Genomic DNA, 23,582 nt, shown 5'->3' with positions numbered 1-23,582 from the left:
TTGCCTCTGCTCCTCCTGAAGTCCGGCGGACGAAACGCTAGCGTCCCCTGGTGAGTATCAGGACCCCCGAGTCACCATCCGAGCCCGGGGCTTCGCCCACCCGGCGCAGACGCCGCCCCGGCCCGTTCACGCTGCTGATCCTGCCGGGGCTGACCGCCGTGGTGGGGTTCGCCGTGTTCATGACGGCGACGGGCCGGTTGACCACTCTTCTGTCGCCGGCCCCGAGTACGAACAGCGCGGTGGTCGCGGACGGCGCGGTCGCCGAGCACGTCGAGGACGCCTACGTCCCTTGGCTGCGTGCGGCGGCCAAGACGTGCACGGTCCTGAAGCCGTCCGTCCTCGCGGCGCAGATCGAACAACGTTCCAGCTGGGACACCGACTTCGCCACGCTCTCGGGCGAGACGGGGATCGCCGGGTTCACCGACGCGCAGTGGCGGACCTGGGGCAAGGACGAGGACGGCAACAAACGGTCCTCGCCCCGCGACCCGGTGGACGCCATCGTGGCGCTCGCCCGCGAGGACTGCGCTCTCGCCAAGAAGGTCACCCGTCTCAAAACCCATGGCACGGTCACCGGAGAGCCCCTAGACCTCACCCTCGCCGCCTACACGGTGGGCACGGACGAGGTGACCCGGGCGGGGCACGTCCCCACGAAGGCACGGACCTACGTCACCGCGGTCAAGGCGCTGTTCCCGCGCTACAAGACGTACGACCGGGTGGAGAGCGGGAGTTCCGGCAGCGGGGCGGCGAGCGCGGTGCTGGCGCCGCCGCTCACCTCGCTCGTGGTCACCTCACCCTTCGGCATACGCCAGCACCCGCTCACCGGTGTGACCAAGCTGCACACGGGCGTCGACTTCGCGGCGCCCCAGGGGGCCCCGGTCTCCGCCGCACGGCAGGGACAGGTCGTGTTCGCGGCGATGACCAAGGCCTACGGCAACCGCATCGTGATCGATCACGGCACCATCGGCGGGAAACGGCTGGAGACGACGTACAACCATCTGTCGGCCCTTCAGGTCACCTCGGGCCAGAGCGTCGACGCCGGAACGGTCATCGGTTTCGTCGGCTCGACCGGCCTGTCGACCGGCCCACACCTCCACTTCGAGGTACTCGTCGACGGAACGTACACCGACCCGATGCCGTGGCTCGCCGCCGGTTCCTGACGGCCACCTGGGCTGGTCGGCACCTGCGCGGGCGAACCCGCGCAGGGATCGGCCGACACCTCACAAAGTGGCATCGCGCTCGTGCTGTGCCAGCGGCGGACCTTCCAGGGGCGGCGTCTTCCGGCCGAGGAATACCAGCGCGAGCATGTCGGGCATGAGCAGTCGGGCGGGCGGCTTCTCCATGCTCATCACGTCCAGGAGGATGCGTAGGGCGTAGGGGTTGCGCGAGCCGGCGTCGACGGCCTTGTCGACGAAGGCGGCGAGGGTTCGTTCGAGCCGGGTGGGCGGCTGGTCGCTGGCGTCCGGGTAGAACACGTCCTGGCCCACGGCCAGGCTCCAGGCGTTCTCGACCGGCCGGGCCGCGGCCTTCTGGACGCGCCGGGCGGTACCGGGTGCGCCGAGGTCCTGTTGCCGCAGGACGCGGCGCAGGGCGATCACACTCTGCGCGGCGGCGCTCAGCCCGTGGCCGTAGACGGGGTTGTAGCCTGCGACGGCGTCTCCCAGCACGGTGAAGCCGTCGGGCCAGCGGGCGGCCTTCTCGTAGTACCGCCGCTTGTTGGCGGTGCTGCGGGTGGTGACGACATCGCTCTCGGGTTTGGCGTTCGCCAGCAGTTCGCCGATGACGGGGTGGGGCAGGCTCAGGGCGAAGGGCATGAACTCGTCGTTGTCGCTGCTGGGTTGCCCGCCGCGGGATCCGGAGAGCGTCACGAGCCATCGGCCGCCCTCTATGGGGGCGATGATGCCCCCGCGGCCGGGGATCCGGCGGGGATCGGCCTGGACGTTGACGATGGGAAAACCGTCCGCCGCGCTGCCGGGTGCGCGGTAGATCCTGCTGGCGTAGCCGATACCGGCGTCGACCGTGCGCTCCTGCACCGGAGGAAGTCCGAGTTCCCGCAGCCAGACGGGGGCGCGGCTGGCGCGACCGCTCGCGTCGATCACCACGTCGGCAGGAATGGATGTTTCGGACTCCTCCGCGCGTACACGGACACCGGTCACCCGGTCCCCGTCGCCCAGCAGGCCGAGCAGTTCGGTCTGCTGGAGGAGGGAGACGCGGTGGTCCCGCAGAACCCTGGTGCGGATCACCGCGTCGAGGAGGTCACGGCTGCACAGGAGGTTGGTGTGGCGGGCGTGGGTGAATCTGCGGAACCACTGCCCCGAGGGGGCTTTGGACACCAGGTCGGTCATGATGCGCGGTGTGTGGGCGCCTTGGTCGACGAGTTGGTCGACGATGCCGGGCAGGAGGTCGTCGAGGGCTTTCACGCCGCCGGACCAGAGCACGTGGGCATGGCGGGCCTGCGGCAGTCCCTTGCGGGGGTGTGGGCCGTCGGGCAGCACATCGCGTTCGATGATCCGCACGTCTGCGAAGTCGGCGAGCACGGCCGCGGCGAGCATGCCCGTCATACCCCCTCCGATGACCACCGCGGTACGGCGGGAGGCAGTTCTGGCAGACGACGACATAGGGTGCACTCTTTTCTGTTGCGGGGAGCGGGAGTCTCAGTCACGGCCGGCGGCCGTACGGGCGGCGGCCTGCCGTCGTGCTCGGGCGACGATCGGGGATGAGGACAGCGCGCGTGACAGCGGAACCATCCGTTGCGGTTGGGAAATGGACTCCAGGGTTCCCGCTCTCGCCGGTACCTCCGCGCGGCCGTCGCGCAGGACCTGTACACGGGCCGCGGCCAGCATGGCCGCCTCGGCCACCACCGCGGCCTGGTGCGGTGATCGGACTCCGCGGGTGCCGTCGGCGGCGAGTGACGCCGCGGCCTCGGCGTACGCGGTCGTGCGCACGTGGTCGTCGAGATAGGGCGAGCAGACCAGAACGCCGTCCCAGATGGCGATCTCCTGGCGCGCCAGGCGCACGACCGGCGGATCCCACCAGCGGATGATCCCCTCGGTCGGCGCGCGCAGCGTCCGCAACTCCGCCCAGAGGGGCTTCAGGAGCCGGTAGCGCTTCCACGCGCGCAGATTGTCGACCGCCGGCGGCCCCACCCGGGGGACGGCGAAGCCGGCGGCGGTGGTGACGCCGGCGAGCATGACGAGCGGTGGGGACACGTCGGTGGAGAGGAAATCCCAGTCCACGCCGTTCCAGCGGGCGGCCATGGCCGTGTACTTGGCGATCTGGTAGCCCGCGTCGAACGTCAGGCCGACGACGAGCAGGATCAGACCGACGCGGGTCACGCCGCGCACCTCTCGCAGCCAGCTCACGCTCATGACGGCGAGAGCGACGGTGGCGGCCGTGTGCGCGACCATGTACAGCACGATCATTTCCCGCATGCAGGGCGTGTTGGCGTAGTACGTGTCCAGGTCCCGGGTCCGTTCCACGGGGACCTCGGCCAGGCCGAACAGGACCCAGATTCCCGCGATGACCAGTGCGTAGACGCTCAGTACGAGCCGGGCGGCGCGCTGTTGCGTCTCAGGGGGTCCGCCCTTCCACCGGATCATGAGGACGAGGTAGCTCGCGCTGAGCGCCGTCATGCCGGCGTACACCAGCGGGGCGCTGAAGTTCGCGACGCCGGTCGCGTCATTGACGTACCGGATCGTGGGCGGGGCGGACAGAACGCACACGGCGGAGCCGACCAGCAGGATCGCGTTGCTCGGCGCGACGAGGGAATCCCGCCACAGGCCCGTGCCCGCCGACAGCTTCAGTCCCGCGGCGACCAGAAGAAGAGCGCCGGGTATGTAGAAGACGATGCCGCTGTCCACTGGGCCTGCCTGCCTTCCGGGGATGTACGTGGGACCGGTCGATCGGACTGCGGAAAGGGCGCCGTGGCCCGCCGTGACGTGTCCGGTGGCGGGACGGGCCTGCGCGGGGGCACGCCGTGCGGGCTCATGACGGGGTTCTTTCGTCAGCGGGGGCCGCAGCGGCCACGGCGTCCGCGCGGGCCGCCGCGACCATGGGGGACGTACGCAACGCATGCGCCACGCCCATCAAGGTGGCGCGCGCCGTCAGGGCCGCGGAGTGGTCGAGTACGGCCGTTTCGGCAGGCGCGCCGTCGGGGTGGACCCGAACGGCGGCGACGATCATCGCGGCGAGGCCGATGCGGGAGGCGTCCTCGTCGCCGTGTCCCGCGGACCGGGCCGCTGACTGCGCCCGGGCCCGGATCCGGTCGTCGAGATGCGGGCGAAGAAGGTTCAGCCCGTCCTGGATGCCGGCCTCGCGCCGGGTGAGCCGCACGGCGTACGAGGAATACCAGGGGATCGGAGCGGCGAGCGGACTCCCGGGGGAGACGCCGCCGAGTTCGTGCCACAGCGGACCGAGCCGCCGCCAGGTCACCACGGTGCGCCAGAGCAGGCCCAGCCGCGGCCCGAACAGCGGCACCGTGAAGCCGACGGTGGCGACGGTGGCGGCCAGGCTCGCCATGCCGGGCGCCAGGCTGGTGCTCAGCACGTCCCAGTCCCCGCCGGCCCACCGCGCCGCCACCGCGGTCAGCTTCAGGGTGCTGAAGGACAGGTTCAGCAGCCACCCGGCCACGAGGAGCCACAGCCCGGCCCGCAGCCATCCCCGCACCTCCAGCGCCCGGCGCCGGCACAGCGCCGTGGTGGCCACCGCCGCGGTGATGTGACCGAGCAGGTACAGCGCGATCATCAGCCCGATCCAGGGCGTGGTGGCGTAGTAGGTGTCGAGATCCGTACGGCGCTCGACGGGGGCGTCCCCGGCCACGAAGAGGACGATGATCAAGGTGATCAGTACGCTGTAGCCGATCTGCCAGCGCCGGGCGAGGCGGCGTACGTGGTCGGCCGGCCCGCCGCGCCAGTGAAGGATCAGCAGCAGGCAGGCGGCGCTGTAGGCGCTGACGATGACGTAGTCCAGCGGGGCCGCGAGGTTCGGGATGCCGCTCGCTCTGTTCACGGCGGCGACCGTGGGCGGGGCGGCGAAGAGGAATCCGGCACCTCCGAGGAAGATCACCCAGCACACCGAACGGACCAGAGGGTCGCGCCAGGTTCGGATCAGGTCCGGCAGTTTCACTCCGAGGCCGGCCCACAGGGCCAGCGCGGGTATGTAGTAGCGCGAGGCGTTCACGGCTCAGACCTGGGACCGGCGGTGTCCCAGTGAGGCGCCGATCCGGCCGGCGATCTGGGACCGGTCCGTGGCAAGGCTGCCCGGTTCCCCTTCCAGCCAGATCCGAAAATGCGTCACCGCCCGCAGGGCGAAGGTCTCGGCTTCCTGCTCCGACCGTTCGTGGAACTCGGTTCGCGCGGCCACGGCCCGCACCGTCCGCTGCACATCGGCCCGGTCGCTCAGCAGGCGTGCGGCGACGGGGACGCCGGCGGCGTGGTGTCCGCAATCGCCCTTGATCATGTGCCAGATCTCGTGGCAGAGGATGGCCAGTTGGTGGACGGGCGCCGCCCGCCTGTCGACGAGGACGATGTCGTGGTCCGGCATGTCGAGCCACAGTCCCGTGGCGGTACGGTGCGGGAACTCCTCTTTGAGGAGGACGACCTCACGGCCCCTGATGTCGGCGACCACGGCGATGAGCGCGTCGAACAGCGCGTCAGGAGCGGCGGGTACGGGCAGGCTCACGCCGTCGGCCAACAGGCCGATCAGGTTCCGCATCTCCTTGGCTCTGCCTGTGCGCACCGCTCTCCCCCGCGAACTTCAGCATGGGGCACCGTCGCACGACGCCCGCCGATCCCACCCTGCCTGCACCCACCCGGCCGAAAATACGCCCAACTCGGCCTGTCAATATGCCAAACAAGGTGCCTTGTCGGCCACGCCAGGCTCTGCGGTGTGCAGCAAGCTGAGGGGGATCAAATACCGATCAAACCGGATACGCGCACATCCGGGCCTGGCGCATCCGATGCGTTCCGGACACGCTCCGGCCCGCGCGCAGGACGCCCGCCGGTACCTGCGCCCGGCGGACGGCGCGGCGTGGGCTTCCCGCCCCGGGCGGCGACGCGCCTGCGTACGACCAGGTGCCCCCATGATCAGTGCCCTTCGGTGTGCGAACTGTCCGACCCCGAACCCCGTACCCGCTGAGCGTTTCTGCGCTGCAGGATGGTGTCGATCCAGTCAGTGACCAACTGAAGCTCTTCTTCGGCCAATTGCGGAGCGCGGGCGGCCAGCTCCCTCAGTCCGTGCGTACCGCGCAGCCGAGCCATCGGATCGGCTGCCTCTCTTTCCAGGCCGTGCAGGACGGACTGGAGGGCGTTGTCGAGAGAGGTCTGCGGTTCGGCGGAGAGCCAGCCGTTGGGCTGGCCGAAGAAGAACGTCTCGATGCCGGCCTGGGTGGATGCCAACGGGCCACCGGAGCGTGCCGGGCGTCGCTCCCCCGTCTGTTGCGAAGGCACCTGTTCCGAGAGCACCTGCTCCGAAGGCACCTGCTCCGAGAGCCCTTGCCGCGAGAGCGCCTGCCGCGAAGGCATCTGTGGCGAGGGCGTCTTCCGGCGGCTGTTGACCAGGTTCGACAGGGACGCCCGGGAGGCCCCGTAGGAGGCGGCGATCTCGTCGTAGGAGTGACGGGTCCCGTCGGGGCGCAGGCGTGTCTCGCGCAGGTGGACGATGCGGCGGACGATCCGGTCGGTGATGTCCTCGGCGGGTGGCTCCTCGCCGTCCAGGAGCATCCGGACGACGTCTCGCGGGACACCGCTTTCGTTCGAGAGCTGCTCCACGTCGAGCACGTCGTCGCGGCTTCGCCCGTCCCCGATGAGGGAGCCGATACGGCTGAGGGTCTCGGCGAGCGCTGGGCGCGTTTCTCTCACCGGCAGGTCTCCTGGTGTCGGACGGGGGGAACTGCACGTTGACTTCGGAGACTTTAGCCGCTGCCGGGCTCGGCCAGCCAGAGCGGAAGATACTCCAATAGCCTTACTCGGCTAGAACAGTTGACACGAATGACCGGGGATTGCAGGATCACGACACGACGTGCGGACCGGTCGTCACGCTGCGGGGATGGGGGAGCCCGCGTGCGCTCGGACGCGGGTCCCACGGAGTGTTCCGGGCTGCGGCGGTGCGCCATCACGGGGTGTGCGGTCGCAGCCCGGGCCGATTCCCACCGACGTCGGCCGCGTCGCGCGAAGGAGCCGCAGCGCACGGGGGAGCCGCAGCGCGCGGTGGCGGCATCGACGGGCGTTGCCCGGACAGCAAGCGCTCTCTAGACTCCCGTGCGATGGACGCGCAAACCGCTCTCGATAACGCCTACTTCGACTACTGTCCCTGGGACTTCGTGGGCCGCGCCTCCGCGGGGCAGCGGGCCGCGCAGGACGCGCACCAGCGACGGCTGGCGGAATCAGGCGCGCACCTCGGGCCGCGTTGTTACGTCTCGCCGGCCGCCGGGGTCTTCACCGACACACTGCGCCTGGGCACCGACTCCTACATCGCCGGGCACGCCTACGTGACCGGTGAGGTGACCGCGGGCGACGACTGCACGGTCAACCCGTATGCCACCGTCCGGGGCCGGATCACCCTCGGCGACGGGGTCCGGATCGGCGCGCACAGTTCGCTCCTCGGCTTCAACCACGGCTTCGCTCCCGACCGGCCGGTGCACCGGCAGCCCCTCACCGCCAAGGGCATCACCGTCGGCGACGACGTGTGGATCGGCTCGCACGTGGTCGTACTGGACGGGGTGACGATCGGCGACCACTGCGTCGTGGGCGCGGGCGCGGTCGTCACCAAGGATCTGGCGCCGTGGACGGTCGCGGCGGGCAACCCGGCCCGCCCCCTGCGCGATCGCCGCGCCCAGGGTGGACCACGACGGGATCGCGCGATCTCGGGCGACCTGCCGGGCGGACTCTCGGACGACCTGTCGGGCGACCGCCCGGGTGACCCGTCGGGCGACTTGGGGGACGCCGTCGCCCGGTTCGCCGACCGGGCCCGGGCGCAGGCCGCCGATCTCCTCGCCCGCTGCTGGAACGCCGACGCCGGCCGCTACGCCGACCGGCCGGGCGCTCCCGCGACCGTTCGAGCACACTGCGACGCCGTCGAGATCGCCGACCTGCTGCTGGGCTCGCCTCCGGAGCAGTTGGCCGCCGACGAACACGCCGCGCGGCTGCGCGCCCTTCAGGATCCGGGCAGTGGACTGGTGCCCGAGTTCGCTCCGGACGGCGGTCCGGGGGTGCTTCCCGCCCCGGCAGCCGACGGCTGGATCGATCACGGCACCGCCGAGTACCACGTGCTGGCCGTGGGCTACGCCCTGGACCTACTGGGCTCCCGCCTCACCCAACCGGTGCACGTGGTACGCCGCATGACGGCAGGTCAGCTGATCACGCGACTGGAGTCACTGCCGTGGCGGACGCGGACCTGGTCCGCCGGCGCGTGGGTGGACTGCTGGGCGACCGGCGCCCATCGCAATCTGGAGCTCGGCGTCGAGGACGGGGAGCCGGGCGCGCTGGAGGCGCTGTTCGGCTGGCTCACCACACGGGTGGACCCCTGGACGGGGATGTGGGGCACCGCCGGGTCGCCCACCGCGGGCCGGTTGCAGCTGGTCAACGGCTACTACCGGCTCACCCGGGGCTCCTACGCCCAGTTCGGGTTCGATGTGCCGTACGCGGAGCGGGTCGTGGACACCGTACTGGCCCATGGCCGCGATCAGCGCTGGTTCGCGGCCGGCCGGGAGAACGCCTGCAACGTGCTGGACGTGGCCCATCCCCTGTGGCTCGCGGGACGGCGCAGTGGGCATCGGGCGGCCGAGGTGCGGGCGTGGGCCGAGGAGCAGCTGACGCGGGCGCTGGGGCGGTGGCGGGACGGCGCCGGATTCGGTTTCGGTCCCGCGGGCGAGGGTGGTGGGGGTCCGGGCCGGGAGCCGGGGCTTCAGGGCACCGAGATGTGGCTCGCGATCGTATGGCTGCTCGCGGATCTGGTGGGCGTGGCGGACCGGCTCGGGTACCGGCCGCGCGGCGTTCATCGCCCGGAGCCGGCCCGGTCGCCGGGGTTCGCGACACCGGGGTAGTCCGCGCGGAACGCCGCGTCCTGCGGGGCGTGCGCGTACGGTGGGGCCGCGCGGTGCGCCACCCCCTGGCATGCTGCACCCATGCCGACGCCCATACAGCCGTCCTCGTCCGCCGAAGCCTTCGCCACCTCGGTCAACGGCCTGCGCATACAGGCACGTTCAGTCGGGCAGCGCATACACGGCGCTGGGAACGTCCTGCACGACGTGTCCCTCGACGTCGCGCCCGGGCGGCTCACCGTGATCGCCGGGAGCAGCGGGGCGGGCAAGACGATCCTGTTGCAGACGCTCGCCGGGCTGCGCGCGCCGACGGAGGGGACGGTCCTGCACGACGGGACGCGACCCGGCCGGCCGGGGCCGGAGTTCGGGTTCGTTCCGCAGGAGGACATCATCCACCGCGAGCTGCCGCTGCGTCGGACGCTGGTGTACGCGGCGGGTCTGCGCATGCCGCCGGGCACGACGCCCGAGTCCGTCGCGGCCGGTGTGGACCGGGTCCTGGAGGCTCTCGGTCTCTCCTCCCGGGCGGCGACGCCCGTGCGCGCGCTGAGCGGCGGGGAGCGCAAACGGGCCAGTATCGCCGCCGAGTTGCTCACCCGTCCCCGCGTGCTCTTCCTCGACGAGCCCACCTCCGGGCTCGACCCGGTGACCGGTGCCGCCCTGCTGCGGACCTTGCGCGCGCTGGCCGAGGACGGCACCACCGTCGTCCTCACCACGCACACGCTCGCCGATCTGCTCCGCGGCGACCAGGTGGTGTTCCTCTCCCCCGACGGCGAGGTCGCGTACGCCGGTGAACCGGGCCCGCTGTGCGGGGCGTTCGGGGTGGGCACCGTCGAGGAGGTGTACGAGGCGGTGGCCCAGGGCGTACGCGTCGAGCGCGCCGCGCCGCCGGACGCCGCGCACAACGCCGACACACCGTCGCCTCCGGTTCCCGTCCGGCGTGTCGGTGCCCTGCGCCAGTGGGCGCTGCTCACCCGTCGCGGTACCGCGCTCCTCCTGCACAACCGGCTCTCCGTCGCCGTCCTCGCCGGTTCGCCGGTGATGATCGTGGCGATGTTCGCGGTGCTGTTCCGGGCGGGCGCCTTCGATCGCGCGGCGCCCGACCCCGGATCGACCGCGATGATCATGTTCTGGATCGCGTTCGGCGCGTTCTTCTTCGGCCTGACGTACGGGCTGCTGCAGATCTGCACCGAACTGCCCGTACTGCGCCGGGAATGGCTGGCCGGGCTGCGGATCGGTCCCTACGTCGCGTCGAAGCTGACCACCATGCTGCCGGTGCTCGCGGTCGCCGACGTACTGCTGCTGGTGGTGCTGAGGGCGCTGGACCGGCTGCCCGCGGCCGGATGGGGCACGTACGGTTCGCTGTTCGTGTCGAGCGTGCTGGCCTCGGCGGCGGCCCTCGCGCTGGGGCTGCTGGCCTCGGCCGCGGTGACGGAGCCGGGCCAGGCGACGCTGATGCTGCCGCTGCTGTGCTTCCCGCAGGTGCTGTTCTCGGGGGCGTTCGTGCCGGTGCCGCGGATGACCGGTGCCGGGGAGGCGATCAGCTGGGCGATGACCAACCGGTGGGCGTTCGAGGCACTGGGCAGCGGGGTCGGCCTGGAGTCGTTGTGGCGCACGGGCGCGTCGCCCCTGGGTCCGCCGCTGCTGGACTCGTACGGGGACTCGTTCGGTCATCCGGCGAGCCGCGGCTGGTTGATCCTCGCGGGGTTCGCGGTGCTGTTCCTCGCGGTGACGTGGGCGGTCCTGGTGCGCAAGTGCCGGGACGGCGCGGTACGGAGCCGGGCGGGTCGCTGAGCGGCTGTCGACCCCCGCCGGACCCTCAGCACCCCACCCGAACCGCCAGCCCCGTCACCCCCGGCACCCGGTCGCGGTAGGTCTGGGTCACGAACGTCACGAACGTCTCGATGTCCCTGGGCTGGGACGACACGCCCAGGGAGATGCGGACGGCACCCGCCGAAGGCAGCCGCAGCAGGTCCAAGTACTCCTCCATCGAGCCGAGTTGCCTGCCCGCGGCCGAGCGCAGCCTGCGCAGCGGCAGTGCGAACGCCGCCTCGCCGGCGCCCGGGTTGCAGAAGCAGCCGGTCCGCAGGGAGATGCCGCGCGCGGCGCTGTCACGGGTGACGACGCGTTCGTCGACGATCCGGCCGTCCGCACCCAACAGGTTGAGCGCGACCGTGCCGCCACGGGCCGCCCCGGCGTCCAAGGGGCCGTACACGCGGGCCATCGGGGAATCGTCGCTGTGGCGCAACGCGCGCAGGCCGGTGAGCAGTTGGTCGGTGAGGGCGGTGACGTGGGCGTGCACCCGGTCCATGCCGAGGCGGTCGATCCACTCCAGCCCGGCGGTGACGTCCGGCACGGACAGGAAGTTCACCGTGCCGTCCTCGAAGGCCGCCTCGTCGTCGGCGAGGACGTGCCACTGCGCCTGCGCGCTGACCGCGTAGATCGTGCCACCGGAGAACCAGGGCCGACGCAGCTTGGCGAGGGCCTCCCGGCGGGCGATCAGACTGCCGATGCCGGTGGGGTGGCCGAAGACCTTGTACCAGCTGACCACGGTGAAGTCCGGGTGGAACCGGCCGAGGTCGAGCGGGTTAGTCGGCACGAAGGCGGCCGCGTCCAGCAGGACGTCGTAGCCCTGCTCCTGTGCCCGGGCGATCCACTCCAGCGGATGCTGGACGCCGGTGAAGTTGCTCTGGGCCGGGTAGGCCAGCAGCCCGCGCGGCCCCCCGCCACCACGCCGCCCCAGGCGGCTCAGGCGGCTCGGGTGACGCCCGGGACCGCGTCCGCGCGCGGTGAGCGCGCCCCACAGCTGTTCCTCGTCGATCCGCAGACCGGGCCCGCTCACGGGGACGTACGCCGTCGCGGCTCCTCTGGCCCGCGCGTACTCGCGCAGACCGTTGACCGAGTTGTGGTTGTCCAGCGACATCACCAGCCTGCTGCCGCGCGCGAACGGATACGCCTCGCCGACCAGGCGCAGCGCGCCCGTGGCGTTGGGCGTGAAGATCACGGCGTACTCGGCGGGGTCGGCGCCGAAGTGCCGGAGCACCGCGCGGCGGGCCTCCGCGAGCAGCACTCCCGAGGCGCGGGAGGCCGGGCTCTCGGAGTGCGGGTTGCCGAATAACCCGCCGGTGATCCGTTCGGCACTCCCCGTGACGAGCGAGCGCGGCGGAAGCCCGGCGCCCGTGTGGTCGAGGTAGGTGTGGCCGCCCTCGTCGAGATAGCCGAAGTCGCGCGCCCGCAGCCCGGCGAAGGCGTCCGCGCCCCCTGCGTCGGCGGCAGTGCCTCCGGCAGGCTTCTCGGTCGCGCGTATGTGACCGTTGCCCGGTGCTGTGTCCATGAGTTCCCTCCGCCCGGCCGGTCCTTCCCCGTCCCCCTGACCGACCCTCCATGAAGCTTCACCAAAGGTATCCGTACGGACCGGCCTCTCCCCTGTGCCGCGGCATCGAACAGTGATTGGGTGGGCGCGGCCATACCGTTCGAACCGCAGGAGAACCCCGCAGTCATGAGCAACGCTTACACGTACGAGTACAAGGTCGTCACCTTCCGGGAGTCGCTCATCGGCGACGCGCTGGACAGCGACAAGCTGGAGAAGGTTCTGAACAAGCACGCCGGGGACGGCTGGGCGCTCAAGGCGATCACGTCCGCCGATGTCAAGGGCCGCATAGGCCCCGGCGCGGTGGAGGGGCTGCTCCTGACCTTCGAGCGCCCTCTGGCGTAAATCCATTTATGCCCGTTTATGTCCTTGTATGGTGCGTAGGCGGCCTCGGCGGGGGATGCTGGAGCTGATGAGAGAGCGGATCCGCGGGTACTCCTGAGCCGTCGGAGGCCTTCCGGTGCGGAAGGCCTCCCCGGGCTGGGCGGGTGCCGGTCGCTTGCCGTACGCCACCGGCATCCCGGAGTACTCGTGTCCAGCCGCTGGCGGCCAGTGAGGGCAGGACGGTACAGCGATGAAGAGCGACGGAACACTCGACCGTGCGGTTGTCTCCAGCCACTCGGTGTTCGGAGCGCCCTGCTGGGTCAGCCTGGCCACACGCGATCTGCGGGCCGCGCAGGATTTCTACCACGCCGTGCTGGGCTGGGAGTGGCACACGGGCAGGCTGGGCAGGGAGTACCGGTTCGCCCGGGTCAACGGGGTGCCGGTCGCCGGCGTCTCGGCGATGTCCGGCATCGGCGAGAGGATGGCCACGTGGACCCCGTACTTCGCGGTGGCGAGTGCGGACGAGACCGTGTCCCGTAGCCAGGAGCGCGGGGGTACGACCGCGGTGGGGCCGATCTCGTTCCCGCCGGGCCGGGCGGCGCTGCTGGCCGACCGGGACGGAGCGGTGTTCGGCATCTGGGAGGGCGAGCTGGTGGCCGGCTGGGAGGAGTGGCGCCGGGCGGCACCGGTCTTCGTACGGCTGCACACCCGCGACGCCTTCGACGCCGCCATCTTCTACGCGGAGGTCCTGGAGTGGGCGTCCTCGGACCCCCGGTCCTGCGAGGTGCGCTACGAGGACAACGAGGTCGTGCTGCGCAGCCGGGGCGACGTCGTGGCCCGTATCCACTCCGGCGCGGTCGAGGCCGCGCCCGACCCGACGATCCGGCCGCACTGGCAGATCCACTTCACCGTCGACGACGTCGAGGCCGCCGCCCGCGCCGCCCGCGCCCACGGCGGCACGGCCCACCAGCAGGGCCTCGGCTCGACCGAGGCCATCCTCACCGACCCCGACGGAGCGCACTTCACCGTCACCTGCAAGGGCGCCGGATGACTCATCGGGCCCCGGCTGCCAGCGCGTCCCCCAGCGCCGTGCGCTCGTAGAGGACGTACTGCCCCTGCCGGTGCGACACCAGCAGTCCGGCCTCGCGCAGCACCGAGAGGTGGGACGAGACGGACGAGGGGGCCAGACCGTGGCGGTTCGCCAGGGTCGTGGTCGAGGCGGGACCGTCGAGGCCGACGAGGACGGCGGCGCGGTGGGGTCCGAGCAGCCGGGCCAGCGCGGCGGGCGCCTCGGTGGGGGCGGCCCCGGCCGGCGGGCCGCCCGTGCCCCGGGCCGGATAGATCACCGTCGGCTGCCAGGGCCGGGCGAAGCCGCTCACCACGTCCGGCCGGACGAAGACACTGGGCATCAGCAGCACACCCCGCCCGTCGGGCCCCTGCGCCTCCTTCAGGTCGGCGTACCCGCGCAGGGTGAGGGTGTCGTCCGCCCATCCGATCTCCGGGTGCAGGTCGCCGAAGAGTGCCTCGAGTCCGCCGTCCGCCAACCGCCGTGAGCGGTGGGCGATATCGGCCTCCAGGAGAGCCTGGTGGCGAGGCCAGTCCGGGGCGAGCAGCGCGTGCCAGGCCCGCTCGGTGAGGTCGGCGAGGCGTCGCACGGTGCCCGCCGGGTCCTCCAACGCCGCCCGCCCGTACGGCGATGCCGCGGCGCCGGGTGTGCAGGCGAGCGAACGCGCCAGCTCCGTACGGGCCAGGGCGGGGTCGGTGGCGCGCATCAGGGCCAGTTCCTCGTCGAAGGAGGCGTTCGGCGTCCGCGGCGGCGGTCCGAGGAAGTCCGGGGTGTAACCGCCCTTGCGGGGGATGAACAGCCACAGCTCCACCAGGTCCAGGCCCGCCACGATGTCGCGCACGCGCCGCAGCCAGTCCCGGTGGAAGGCGTGCCGGTCCGGGCGCCGCAGCATGCGCAGCGCCTCGTGCGTCTGGCAGAGCGGGGACACCGCGAACCGGCAGCGCGTCAGATCGTCGGTGCCGAGGTGCAGGGTCAGCGGCAAAACAGTCTCCGACTGGTCTTCGGCCGAGCGCACGGGGTCGGGGTGGGCGATTCGGCTCCAGCCGAAAGAGTAGTGGGCCGCGCGGCGGCCACGCAGGCTGGCCCGTGGCCGGGTCCGGCCGCCCGTCCCCCTTGGGCACCCCGTCAACACCCCTTCGCAGAAAGGCTCGTGGATGGCGAGCGTTCTTCTCACCGCCTGGCGCAGGGCCGCCGTCGTCGCCGCGCTCATGCTGGCCGCGTTCGCCTTCAACACCACGGAGAATCTGCCCGTCGGGCTGCTCCCGCTCATCGCGGACGACCTGCGCGTGTCGCTCTCCTCCGTCGGGCTGCTGGTCACCGGCTACGGCCTGACCGTGGCCGTCGTCTCGCTGCCCCTCGCGCACCTGACCCGGTCGATCCCTCGCCGCCATCTGCTGTCGGGCCTGCTGGGACTGCTCGTGGCGGCCAGCTGGATGTCGGCGCTGAGCGGTGTCTCGTACGGCTTCCTGCTCGCGGCACGGATCGCGACCGCGCTGGCCCAGGCGCTGTTCTGGGCGGTGATGGGTCCGGTCGCCGTGGGGTTGTTCCCGCCCGAGCGGCGCGGGCGGGTGATCGGGCTGCTCTCCGTCGGGGGCTCGCTCGCCACGGTGCTCGGGGTTCCGGCGGGTACCTGGCTGGGCGGGCACAGCGGCTGGCGGGCACCCTTCGTGGTGCTCGGCGCGCTGGGCCTCGTCGCGCTCGTCGCCGTCGCCGTCCTGCTGCCGACCTCGCGCCCGGACGAGGGGCACGCGGCGTACGGGGCGACCTCCGACGTCCGCCGGTTCGCCGTGGTGCTGGCGACCACCGCGCTGTCGGTCACCGGCGCCTTCGCGGGATTCACGTACGTCGTCGCCTTCCTCGACGAGGTGAGCGGTTTCTCCAGGGATTCGGTGAGCGCCGTACTGCTGGCGTTCGGGGTGGCGGGCATCGCGGGCGTCTCGGCGGCCGGCCCGCTCCTCGACCGTTTCCCGCGCGCGACCCTGACGGTCCCGGTGGCGACCCAGGCGGTGGCGCTGCTCGGGCTGTACCTGGGCGGCGGGCGCAGCCAGGTGGCGGCCGTCGCCCTGCTGATGCTCCTGGGCGCGTCGGTGGGACCCGTCTTCATGGCCACGCAGAGCCAGGTCCTCCACGTCGCACCCGGGCGCACGGAACTCGCCCTGGCGGCGAACTCGGCCGCCTTCAACGCGGGCGTCGCGGCGGGCGCGCTGACCGGCGGCGCCCTGCTCCACGCCGCCGGCGTGCGCGGGACCTTCCTGGTCGGCGGAGTGCTCACACTCGGCGCCCTGGCCGTACTGACCTGGCCCGCGACCGGCTCGTCGCGGGCCAGACCGAACGGTCAGGGCAGTGGTTCGGCGGTGGGCACCATCGGCGACTGGTAGCCGCCGCTGGCCAGCATCCGCACTTCCCCGGCCGTGCTGATCTCGGCGCGGAGGATGCCGGTGGGGTCGGAGTACACCGGGTTCCCGCCCGGTCCAAGGGCGTCGGTCCGTTCGACGACCACCTCGTCGGTGATGACGCCGACGCCTGATTCCTGATGGGTGAAGATCAACCGGTAGCGGTCCGGAGTGTGCATGACGACCTCCCGTACCCGAGACAAGCCAGAGTTGCATAAGCGGGCAAATCGACCCTCCTCCATGATGCGGCCAGATCAGCCCGACAGCAGCACTCGCCGAGCGGCCCGCGCCACGGGCCCCGACCGGCCCCTGTCACACCACGCGCTGCCCCTCGCCTCGGGGCGCCCGGCAGTGTAGACATAGGCACATGGTCCGGCTCTTGGGTCGATCCCGGGCTCGGTCGACCCCTCGCCCAGGCGGTCCGCGCGCGGGGGGCAGACCCGCGTGGGGACCGCGGTCCGCGCTGGGCGGACGCAGCGTCGCGGGCCAGGTGTTCGTGCTGCAAGTGGTGATCGTGCTGCTGCTCATCGTCTCCGCGGTGGTGGCGCTGGTGCTGCAGGTACGGCACGACAGCACCCAGGAGGCCCGCAATCGTTCGCTGGCCGTGGCCGAGACGTTCGCCAACGCGCCCGGCACCCGTGAGGCGCTGAGCAGCCCCCACCCCACGCTCGTGCTGCAGCCGCAGGCCGAGGCCGCCCGTAAGCGGTCCCACGTGGACTTCATCGTCGTGATGAACACCGACGGGATCCGCTACACCCACCCCAAGCCGGACCGGATCGGCAAGAAGTTCGTCGGGAACACCGCCCCCGTGCTGGCCGGCCATCCCATCATCGAGGAGATCAACGGGACCATCGGGCCGCTGGTGCAGGCCACGGTTCCCGTCAAGGCGCCCGACGGCAAGGTCGTGGGCATGGTGTCGGCCGGTATCACGACCGCCAACGTGGGCGGGGTCGCGGACCGGCAGCTGCCCCTCCTGCTGGGCGCCGCGGCCGCCGCGCTCGCCCTGGCCCTCGGGGGTACGGCGCTCGTGAGCCGACGCCTGCTGCGCCAGACACACGGCCTGGGCCCGTACGAGATGACCCGGATGTACGAGCACCACGACGCGGTGCTGCACGCCGTCCGGGAGGGGGTGATCATCGCCGGCGGCGAGGGACGACTGCTGCTCGCCAACGACGAGGCACAGCGCCTGCTCGACCTGCCCGCCGACGCCGAGGGGCGGCATGTCCTGGAACTGGGCCTCGAGGCGGACACCGCCGACCTGCTGGCCTCGGGACGGGTCGCCACGGACGAGGTGCATCTGGTCGGGGACCGGCTGCTGGCCATCAACCAGCGGCCCACGGACCTCCAGGGCGGCCCGCCCGGCAGTGTCGCCACCCTGCGTGACTCGACCGAGCTGCGCGCGCTGTCCGGCCGGGCCGAGGTGGCGCGCGAGCGCCTCAAGCTCCTGTACGACATCGGGGTCGGCGTCGGCACCAGTCTGGACGTGACCCGCACCGCCGAGACGCTGGCCGAGGTGGCCGTTCCGCGGTTCGCGGACTTCGCGACCGTGGACCTGGCGGACTCCGTACTGAACGGAGAGGAGCCGGACTGCGTCACCGAGCTGCGCCGTACCGCGTACAGCGGCATCCGCAAGGACGCCCCGCTCTACCCGGTGGGCGAGAAGATCCGCTTCATCGCCTCCACTCCCCAGGCCCGGAGCCTGCGCACGGGCGAGGGCGTCGTCGAGCCCGACCTCGAAGGGGCCCCCGGCTGGCTCGCCCAGGACCTGGAACGCACGACGCAGGTGGTGGAGTACGGCATCCACTCGCTGATCACCGTGCCCCTGCGGGTCGGCCCCCTGGTGATGGGCGTCGTCAACTTCTGGCGCTCCCGCAAGCCCGAACCCTTCGACGAGGAGGAGCTGGCCCTCGCCGAGGAACTGGTCGCCCGTGCCGCCGTCTCCATCGACAACGCGCGCCGCTACACACGCGAGCACACCATGGCCGTGACGCTGCAACGCAGTCTGCTGCCGCGCAACCTGCCCGAGCAGAGCGCCCTGGACATCGCCTACCGCTATCTTCCGGCGCAGGCGGGGGTGGGCGGGGACTGGTTCGACGTGCTGCCGCTGTCCGGCGCCCGGGTCGCCGTCGTCGTGGGCGATGTCGTCGGCCACGGACTGCACGCGGCGGCCACGATGGGACGCCTGCGGACCGCCGTCCACAACTTCTCCGCCCTGGACCTGCCGCCCGACGAGATCATCGGGCTCCTCGACGAGCTGGTCGGCCGCATCGACCAGGACGAGGCGTCGGCGGACAACAGCGCCGCGATCACCGGCGCCACCTGCCTCTACGCCGTCTACGACCCGGCCTCCCGGCTCTGCACGGTCGCCCGGGCCGGCCATCCGCCCCCGGCGCTGGTCCGTCCCGACGGCAGCGTGGAGTTCCCGGATGTGCCCGCCGGGCCCCCGCTGGGGCTCGGGGGTCTGCCGTTCGAGACGGCCGAACTCAAGCTGGAGGAGGGCAGCCGTCTGGTGCTCTACACGGACGGGCTCGTCGAGGACCGGGAACGGGACATCGACGAGGGGCTCGAGCTGCTGCGCGCCGCCCTCACGGGGGTCGACCGGTCACCGGACGACACCTGTCAGGTGGTCCTGGACGCCCTGCTCCCGGACCGCCCGAGCGACGACATCGCCCTGATCGTCGCGGGCACCCGCGCGCTCGGCGCCGAGCACATCGCCGAATGGCAGGTGCCGTCCGAACCGGCCGCGGTGGGGGAGGTACGCGCCTCGGTCACCCGGCAGCTGGCGGAGTGGGGCCTCGACGACATGGCGTTCACCACCGAGCTGATCCTCAGCGAGCTGGTCACGAACGCCATCCGCTACGGCAGTGGCACCATCCAGGTCCGCGTACTGCGTGACCGCAGCCTGATCTGCGAGGTCTCGGACAACAGCAGCACCTCACCCCGCCTGCGGTACGCGGCCACCACGGACGAGGGCGGACGCGGCCTGTTCCTCGTCGCCCAGCTCGCCGAACGCTGGGGCACCCGGTACACCCAGGCCGGCAAGGTCATCTGGGCCGAACAACCACTGCCCTGAGCGGCTCGCGGCAGGGCGCACGGTCTCGATCCGGCCCCCGGCGCGACGAATTCCGTGGTTGCCGGTCCAATGGAGGTGACGGGATATACCGGTACGACATGTGCCGTCGCGTCCATGGGGCCCTGCGGCGGTGCGATGGAGGTCCGCGATGCCCACTGCTCTCCGGCTGCTGCCCGCCCTCTCCCCCGACCACAGGGAACGGCTGATGTCCCTGGCCCGGGAGGTCTCCTTCCCGGCGGACGGAAAGATCTTCGAGGCAGGGGGCACCGCGGACCGTTTCTGGGTGATCCGCTCCGGAACGGTCTCCCTGTACCAGCGGGTCGTCGGGGAGCGACGCATCTCCGTGGCGACACTGGGGCCCGGCGATCTGCTCGGCTGGTCGTGGCTGTTCCCGCCGCACCACTGGGACTTCGGCGCCGAGGCGTTCAGCCCCGTACGCGCGTACGAGTTCGATGCCGGGGAGGTGCGCACGCTGTGCGACCGGGATCCGGCCCTGGAACTGTCGCTGACCCGGACCATCGCCGCGATCCTCGCGCACCGGCTGGAGACGACCCGGGCGGCCCTGATCGAGCACTACGCGCGCCACGGCGGTGGCAGCGTGCGCTGAGGTGAGCGGTGGGGGCCGGGCTGCGATAGGAATCTCTCGTGAACCAGACTCCTGACCGCGACGAAACGTCCTTCGAGCTCCTGCCCGGTGCCCCCGACTCCCCCGTCATCCTGCACGTCCCGCACTCCTCGCGGCGCATTCCGGCGCCGGTGCGCGCCGGCATCGCGCTCGACGACGCCGCGCTGGAGCGGGAGTTGGACCACATCACGGACGCGCACACCGCGGAGCTGGCCGCGGCCGCGGCGCGGGCGGCCGAGGTCACACCATGGCGGTTCGTGAACCGGCTGTCCCGGCTGGTGGTCGATCCAGAACGCTTTCCCGACGAACGGGAGGAGATGCTGTCCGTCGGAATGGGCGCGGTCTACACACGGACGACCCGGCGCACACCGCTGCGGCCCGCCGACGCCGACCCGCGGCCACTGATCGAGCGCTACTTCCACCCGTACGCGGCGGCCATGACCGCGGCGGTGGCCGACCGGCTCGCCGTCGCCGGGCGGGCAGTGATCGTCGACGTCCACTCGTATCCGACGGCCCGGCTGCCCTACGAGCTGCACGGCGACGGTCCGCGACCTCAGGTCTGTCTGGGAACCGACTCGTTTCACACGCCGCCCGAGCTGGTCACCCTCGCGGAGAAGGCGTTCGCGACCCTGAGCGGTGTCGGGATCGACAGCCCGTTCTCCGGCGCGTACGTCCCGCTGCGCTTCTACGAGAGGGAGCCGCGGGTCACCGCCCTGATGGTGGAGATCCGGCGGGACACGTACATGAGCGAACCGGGAGGCCCCACGGGCCCGGGGTTCTCACGACTCGCCTCGGCGCTGACGGCTCTCGTCGATGCCATGGTCAACGAGTGAAGCGATAACAGGTCTGGCTGAACGTCCTGCCCCTGCCGAACCCGAAGACGGTGTGGGGCGCCACCTCGAAGACCAGGGCGAGGCCCGCGTCCCCGGCTTCCTCCGTCGACGGCGGCGCCGCGGCCGCCGTGGCGGAGTCGAAGGCCCCGCCGCGCACCTCGAAGTGCCACTCCGGGCCGTACTTCGCCTCCCACGCCGCCGCCAGCTCGGCCAGCCGCTGCTCGTCGGTGATCCGGACCGCGTCACCCTCGACCACCAGGTCGAGGCCCACGCCGTAGGCGTTGGTGCCGGTGGTGAGAACGACGTGCGGATTGGCGGCGAGGTTCAGCCCCTTGCGCTCCCGCGCGCCGGTGGCGAAGTGGAGCGCCCCGTTCAGCCACACCGACATCAGGGGGGTCACATGGGGTCGGCCGTCCGGACGTACCGTCGACAGCCAGAAGATCTCGGCCTTCTCCAGGTGGGAGACGGCCTCGGCCCAGGGAGTGGCGGTGGCACCCGGGGAGCTGTAGCGCGCGTCCAGATCGGTCTGCGGTTCCTGCGTCTGTGCCCGTGTCGGCATGGCAGAGTCCTCTCGGTCCTCGGTCCCCACCCATGGTTCCCGTGAAGCGCTGACTCCGCGCGCGAACCCCTCTAGGGTCGGGATGAGCAACCGCTTAGCCGCAAGCCCCGGGGAGGGTACGGGATCATGCCGGTCGTCGACGCGTGGATGCAGCACCCCACACTGCGCCACTCCAACCACGAGATGTTCGAGTCGCTGCGCCGCTGGACCGGCATGGAGCTGCTGGAGGAGCCGCTTCCGGTGAAGGTCACGGTGGCGGCGCTCGCGGCTGCCGACGTGGAGATCGGGCTGTCCGCGGCCTGGTACGGGCCGCAGGGGCCCCTCATCGACAACGACGAGGTCGCCGAGTTCGTCGCCCGGTCCGAGGGGCGGCTGCGCGGGGTCGCGGGCGTGGACCTGACCCAGCCCGTCGCGGCCGTGCGGGAGCTGCGGCGGGCCGTCCAGGAGCTGGGCTTCGTGGCCCTCAGGATCGTGCCGTGGCTGTGGCAGCTGCCGCCCACCGACCGGCTCTACTACCCGCTGTACACCGCCTGCGTCGAGCTCGGCATCCCGTTCTGCACCCAGGTCGGACACACCGGACCGCTGCGCCCCTCGGAAACGGGCCGGCCGATCCCGTACATCGACCAGGTCGCACTGGACTTCCCCGAACTGACCATTGTCTGCGGGCACATCGGCTACCCGTGGACCACCGAGATGATCTCGGTGGCCGACAAACACCCCAACGTCCACATCGACACCAGCGCCTACACCGCCCGCCGCTACCCGACCGAACTGGTCGACTATCTGCGCGGCCGGGGACGGCGCAAGGTCCTCTTCGGCTCCAACTACCCCATGATCACGCCGAGTCAGGCCCTGGAACACCTCCCTGACCTGCGCCTCGACGCAGAGACCACCGAGTTGTTCCTGTCGGGCAACGCCCGCCGCGTCTTCCGCCTCGGGGATCATTCGTAGATGCTGGGGCCAGGTACACGTTCGACCCCGAGGTGAGGGCAGCCCGTCGATGGCTTTGCAGATCAGCGCCACCAACCCGGAGCACCCCGCGCTCCTGCTCGAACTGCCCTGGCAACTGCCGCTGGAAGAGTGGCCGGAGCACTATCTGGTCCCGCTCCCCCGCGGCATCTCGCGGCACGTGGTGCGCTACGCGCGTGCCGGGACCGAGGTCGTGGCCGTCAAGGAGCTGGCCGAGCGGCCCGCCCTGCGCGAGTACGAGCTGCTGCGCAGCCTGGACCGGCTCTCCATCCCCGCCGTGGACCCGCTCGCCGTGGTCACCGGGCGCACCGACGGCGAGGGCGGCCCGCTGGAGCCCGTCCTCATCACCCGGCATCTGGGCGGCTCGATGCCGTACCGGTCGATGTTCGAGACGACCATGCGGCCCGCCACCATGCACCGCCTCATGGACGCGCTGGCGGTGCTGCTGGTGCGGCTGCATCTGGCGGGGTTCGCGTGGGGCGACTGCTCGCTGTCGAACACACTGTTCCGGCGCGACGCCGGAGCGTACGCGGCGTATCTCGTGGACGCCGAGACCGGGGAGCTGCACCCGCAACTGAGCAGTGGGCAACGGGAGTACGACCTCGATCTCGCCCGCGTCAACATCAGTGGGGAGCTGCTGGACCTGGAGGCGGCGGGGGCCCTGCACCCCTCCGTCGACCCGATCGAGTTCGGCATGGAGATCTGCGCGCGCTACCAGAGCCTGTGGGAGGAGCTGACCCGCACGTCCGTCTACCCGGCGGGCAAGCACCACTACATCGACCGCCGGATCCGCCGCCTGAACGACCTCGGTTTCGACGTCGCCGAGATGCAGATCGCGCACTCCTCGAACGGGGACACGGTGACCTTCGTGCCGAAGGTCGTCGACGCGGGCCACCACCAGCGCCAGCTGCTGCGGCTCACCGGGCTCGACGCCGAGGAGAACCAGGCCCGCCGTCTCCTGAACGACCTGGAGTCCTGGATGGCCACCCAGGACGACTACGCGCCCGGCGACCCCCTGGCCGCCCGCCCCGAGGTCCTCGCCCACCGCTGGGTGCGGGACGTGTTCCGGCCGACCGTCCGGGCGGTGCCGCTGGACCTGCGCGGCTCCATGGACCCGGCCGAGATCTACCACGAGCTCCTCGAACACCGCTGGTACCTGTCCGAGCAGGCCCAGCACGACATCGGCCTGGACACCGCCGTGGAGGACTACGTCACCAACATCCTCCCCAAGATGCGGGAGTCCCTCCTGCCACCGGCGGTGGACCCCACAGCGCCCGCGTGAAGCGGTTCCAGAGCGAAGGCGAGCATTCGTACATACGATTGAGGGCGACACTGTCCT

The 23,582-nt window shown here is 71.7% G+C and carries 20 protein-coding genes; 11 read left to right on the top strand and 9 right to left on the bottom strand.

Annotated elements, in window-relative coordinates; translation table 11 throughout:
* Nucleotides 1–50: 50 nt before the first annotated feature.
* Nucleotides 51–1,157: a M23 family metallopeptidase gene (locus tag FNV62_RS48590; protein ID WP_225900663.1), complete on the top strand. Its 1,107-nt coding sequence runs from the start codon at nucleotides 51–53 to the stop codon at nucleotides 1,155–1,157.
* Between the two features lie 60 nt (nucleotides 1,158–1,217).
* Here FNV62_RS48590 and FNV62_RS48585 read toward each other — a convergent pair whose 3' ends face one another.
* From FNV62_RS48585 to FNV62_RS48565, 5 genes are all read right to left on the bottom strand, one after another.
* Complete coding sequence (locus FNV62_RS48585; protein ID WP_143629791.1) at nucleotides 1,218–2,615, bottom strand: FAD-dependent oxidoreductase; 1,398 nt, start codon at nucleotides 2,613–2,615, stop codon at nucleotides 1,218–1,220.
* 36 nt (nucleotides 2,616–2,651) lie between these two features.
* Nucleotides 2,652–3,857 carry a DUF6545 domain-containing protein gene (locus FNV62_RS48580; RefSeq protein ID WP_143629790.1) on the bottom strand — a complete coding sequence of 402 codons (1,206 nt, stop codon included), beginning with the start codon at nucleotides 3,855–3,857 and terminating at the stop codon, nucleotides 2,652–2,654.
* 124 nt (nucleotides 3,858–3,981) lie between these two features.
* Nucleotides 3,982–5,175, bottom strand: coding sequence for an MAB_1171c family putative transporter (locus tag FNV62_RS48575; protein WP_186003175.1), 1,194 nt, complete (start codon nucleotides 5,173–5,175; stop codon nucleotides 3,982–3,984).
* A gap of 3 nt (nucleotides 5,176–5,178) precedes the next feature.
* Nucleotides 5,179–5,733, bottom strand: a complete 555-nt coding sequence (locus FNV62_RS48570; RefSeq protein WP_225900662.1) for a toxin-antitoxin system, toxin component — start codon at nucleotides 5,731–5,733, stop codon at nucleotides 5,179–5,181.
* A 347-nt stretch (nucleotides 5,734–6,080) separates the two neighbouring features.
* A complete protein-coding gene (locus FNV62_RS48565; protein ID WP_143629789.1) occupies nucleotides 6,081–6,854 on the bottom strand; it encodes a hypothetical protein in 774 nt (257 codons plus the stop codon).
* 404 nt (nucleotides 6,855–7,258) lie between these two features.
* Here FNV62_RS48565 and FNV62_RS48560 point away from each other — a divergent pair, with 404 nt between their 5' ends.
* A complete protein-coding gene (locus FNV62_RS48560; protein ID WP_143629788.1) occupies nucleotides 7,259–9,037 on the top strand; it encodes an acyltransferase in 1,779 nt (592 codons plus the stop codon).
* Between the two features lie 81 nt (nucleotides 9,038–9,118).
* A complete protein-coding gene (locus FNV62_RS48555) occupies nucleotides 9,119–10,825 on the top strand; it encodes an ATP-binding cassette domain-containing protein (protein WP_143629787.1) in 1,707 nt (568 codons plus the stop codon).
* 25 nt (nucleotides 10,826–10,850) lie between these two features.
* On the opposite strand, the gene FNV62_RS48550 is transcribed toward FNV62_RS48555, so the two are convergent.
* Nucleotides 10,851–12,365 (bottom strand): aminotransferase class V-fold PLP-dependent enzyme, encoded by a 1,515-nt coding sequence (locus tag FNV62_RS48550; RefSeq protein ID WP_144316236.1) that lies wholly within the window; start codon nucleotides 12,363–12,365, stop codon nucleotides 10,851–10,853.
* Between the two features lie 165 nt (nucleotides 12,366–12,530).
* Here FNV62_RS48550 and FNV62_RS48545 point away from each other — a divergent pair, with 165 nt between their 5' ends.
* Together FNV62_RS48545 and FNV62_RS48540 are read left to right on the top strand one after the other, a co-directional pair.
* The gene (locus tag FNV62_RS48545) at nucleotides 12,531–12,746 is read left to right on the top strand and encodes a DUF4177 domain-containing protein (protein ID WP_143629785.1); all 216 of its coding nucleotides are present in this window, start codon (nucleotides 12,531–12,533) and stop codon (nucleotides 12,744–12,746) included.
* A 229-nt stretch (nucleotides 12,747–12,975) separates the two neighbouring features.
* Nucleotides 12,976–13,776, top strand: a complete 801-nt coding sequence (locus FNV62_RS48540; RefSeq protein ID WP_060898995.1) for a VOC family protein — start codon at nucleotides 12,976–12,978, stop codon at nucleotides 13,774–13,776.
* A gap of 1 nt (nucleotide 13,777) precedes the next feature.
* Here FNV62_RS48540 and FNV62_RS48535 read toward each other — a convergent pair whose 3' ends face one another.
* The gene (locus FNV62_RS48535) at nucleotides 13,778–14,773 is read right to left on the bottom strand and encodes a DUF5937 family protein (RefSeq protein ID WP_143652410.1); all 996 of its coding nucleotides are present in this window, start codon (nucleotides 14,771–14,773) and stop codon (nucleotides 13,778–13,780) included.
* A gap of 172 nt (nucleotides 14,774–14,945) precedes the next feature.
* On the opposite strand from FNV62_RS48535, the gene FNV62_RS48530 reads away from it, so the two are divergent.
* On the top strand, nucleotides 14,946–16,169 hold the full coding sequence (locus FNV62_RS48530; protein ID WP_225900661.1) for an MFS transporter: 1,224 nt from the start codon (nucleotides 14,946–14,948) through the stop codon (nucleotides 16,167–16,169).
* Here FNV62_RS48530 and FNV62_RS48525 read toward each other — a convergent pair.
* Complete coding sequence (locus FNV62_RS48525) at nucleotides 16,127–16,363, bottom strand: DUF6296 family protein (RefSeq protein WP_060900045.1); 237 nt, start codon at nucleotides 16,361–16,363, stop codon at nucleotides 16,127–16,129. The two genes, FNV62_RS48530 and FNV62_RS48525, sit on opposite strands and share 43 nt — an antisense overlap.
* Before the next feature lie 188 nt (nucleotides 16,364–16,551).
* On the opposite strand from FNV62_RS48525, the gene FNV62_RS48520 reads away from it, so the two are divergent.
* The 3 genes from FNV62_RS48520 to FNV62_RS48510 all read left to right on the top strand — a co-directional run bounded on the left by FNV62_RS48520 (nucleotide 16,552) and on the right by FNV62_RS48510 (nucleotide 20,715).
* Nucleotides 16,552–19,257 carry a SpoIIE family protein phosphatase gene (locus FNV62_RS48520; protein WP_179858421.1) on the top strand — a complete coding sequence of 902 codons (2,706 nt, stop codon included), beginning with the start codon at nucleotides 16,552–16,554 and terminating at the stop codon, nucleotides 19,255–19,257.
* A 148-nt stretch (nucleotides 19,258–19,405) separates the two neighbouring features.
* A complete protein-coding gene (locus FNV62_RS48515; RefSeq protein WP_060900046.1) occupies nucleotides 19,406–19,864 on the top strand; it encodes a cyclic nucleotide-binding domain-containing protein in 459 nt (152 codons plus the stop codon).
* Nucleotides 19,865–19,902: 38 nt separating this feature from the next.
* The gene (locus tag FNV62_RS48510) at nucleotides 19,903–20,715 is read left to right on the top strand and encodes an N-formylglutamate amidohydrolase (protein WP_097288072.1); all 813 of its coding nucleotides are present in this window, start codon (nucleotides 19,903–19,905) and stop codon (nucleotides 20,713–20,715) included.
* Here the strand turns inward: FNV62_RS48510 and FNV62_RS48505 are convergent.
* On the bottom strand, nucleotides 20,705–21,274 hold the full coding sequence (locus FNV62_RS48505) for a pyridoxamine 5'-phosphate oxidase family protein (RefSeq protein ID WP_097288071.1): 570 nt from the start codon (nucleotides 21,272–21,274) through the stop codon (nucleotides 20,705–20,707). The two genes, FNV62_RS48510 and FNV62_RS48505, sit on opposite strands and share 11 nt — an antisense overlap.
* A 126-nt stretch (nucleotides 21,275–21,400) precedes the next feature.
* Between FNV62_RS48505 and FNV62_RS48500 the strand changes: the two genes are divergently transcribed.
* Both FNV62_RS48500 and FNV62_RS48495 read left to right on the top strand, forming a co-directional pair.
* The gene (locus FNV62_RS48500; RefSeq protein ID WP_143604430.1) at nucleotides 21,401–22,225 is read left to right on the top strand and encodes an amidohydrolase family protein; all 825 of its coding nucleotides are present in this window, start codon (nucleotides 21,401–21,403) and stop codon (nucleotides 22,223–22,225) included.
* 49 nt (nucleotides 22,226–22,274) lie between these two features.
* Complete coding sequence (locus tag FNV62_RS48495; RefSeq protein ID WP_097288069.1) at nucleotides 22,275–23,525, top strand: DUF4032 domain-containing protein; 1,251 nt, start codon at nucleotides 22,275–22,277, stop codon at nucleotides 23,523–23,525.
* Nucleotides 23,526–23,582 lie beyond the last annotated feature (57 nt).

Origin of the sequence: Streptomyces sp. RLB3-17 (assembly GCF_007113425.2) — a bacterium.
Lineage (GTDB): Bacteria > Actinomycetota > Actinomycetes > Streptomycetales > Streptomycetaceae > Streptomyces > Streptomyces mirabilis_D.
This window is presented reverse-complemented; position numbering and strand designations above follow the sequence as displayed.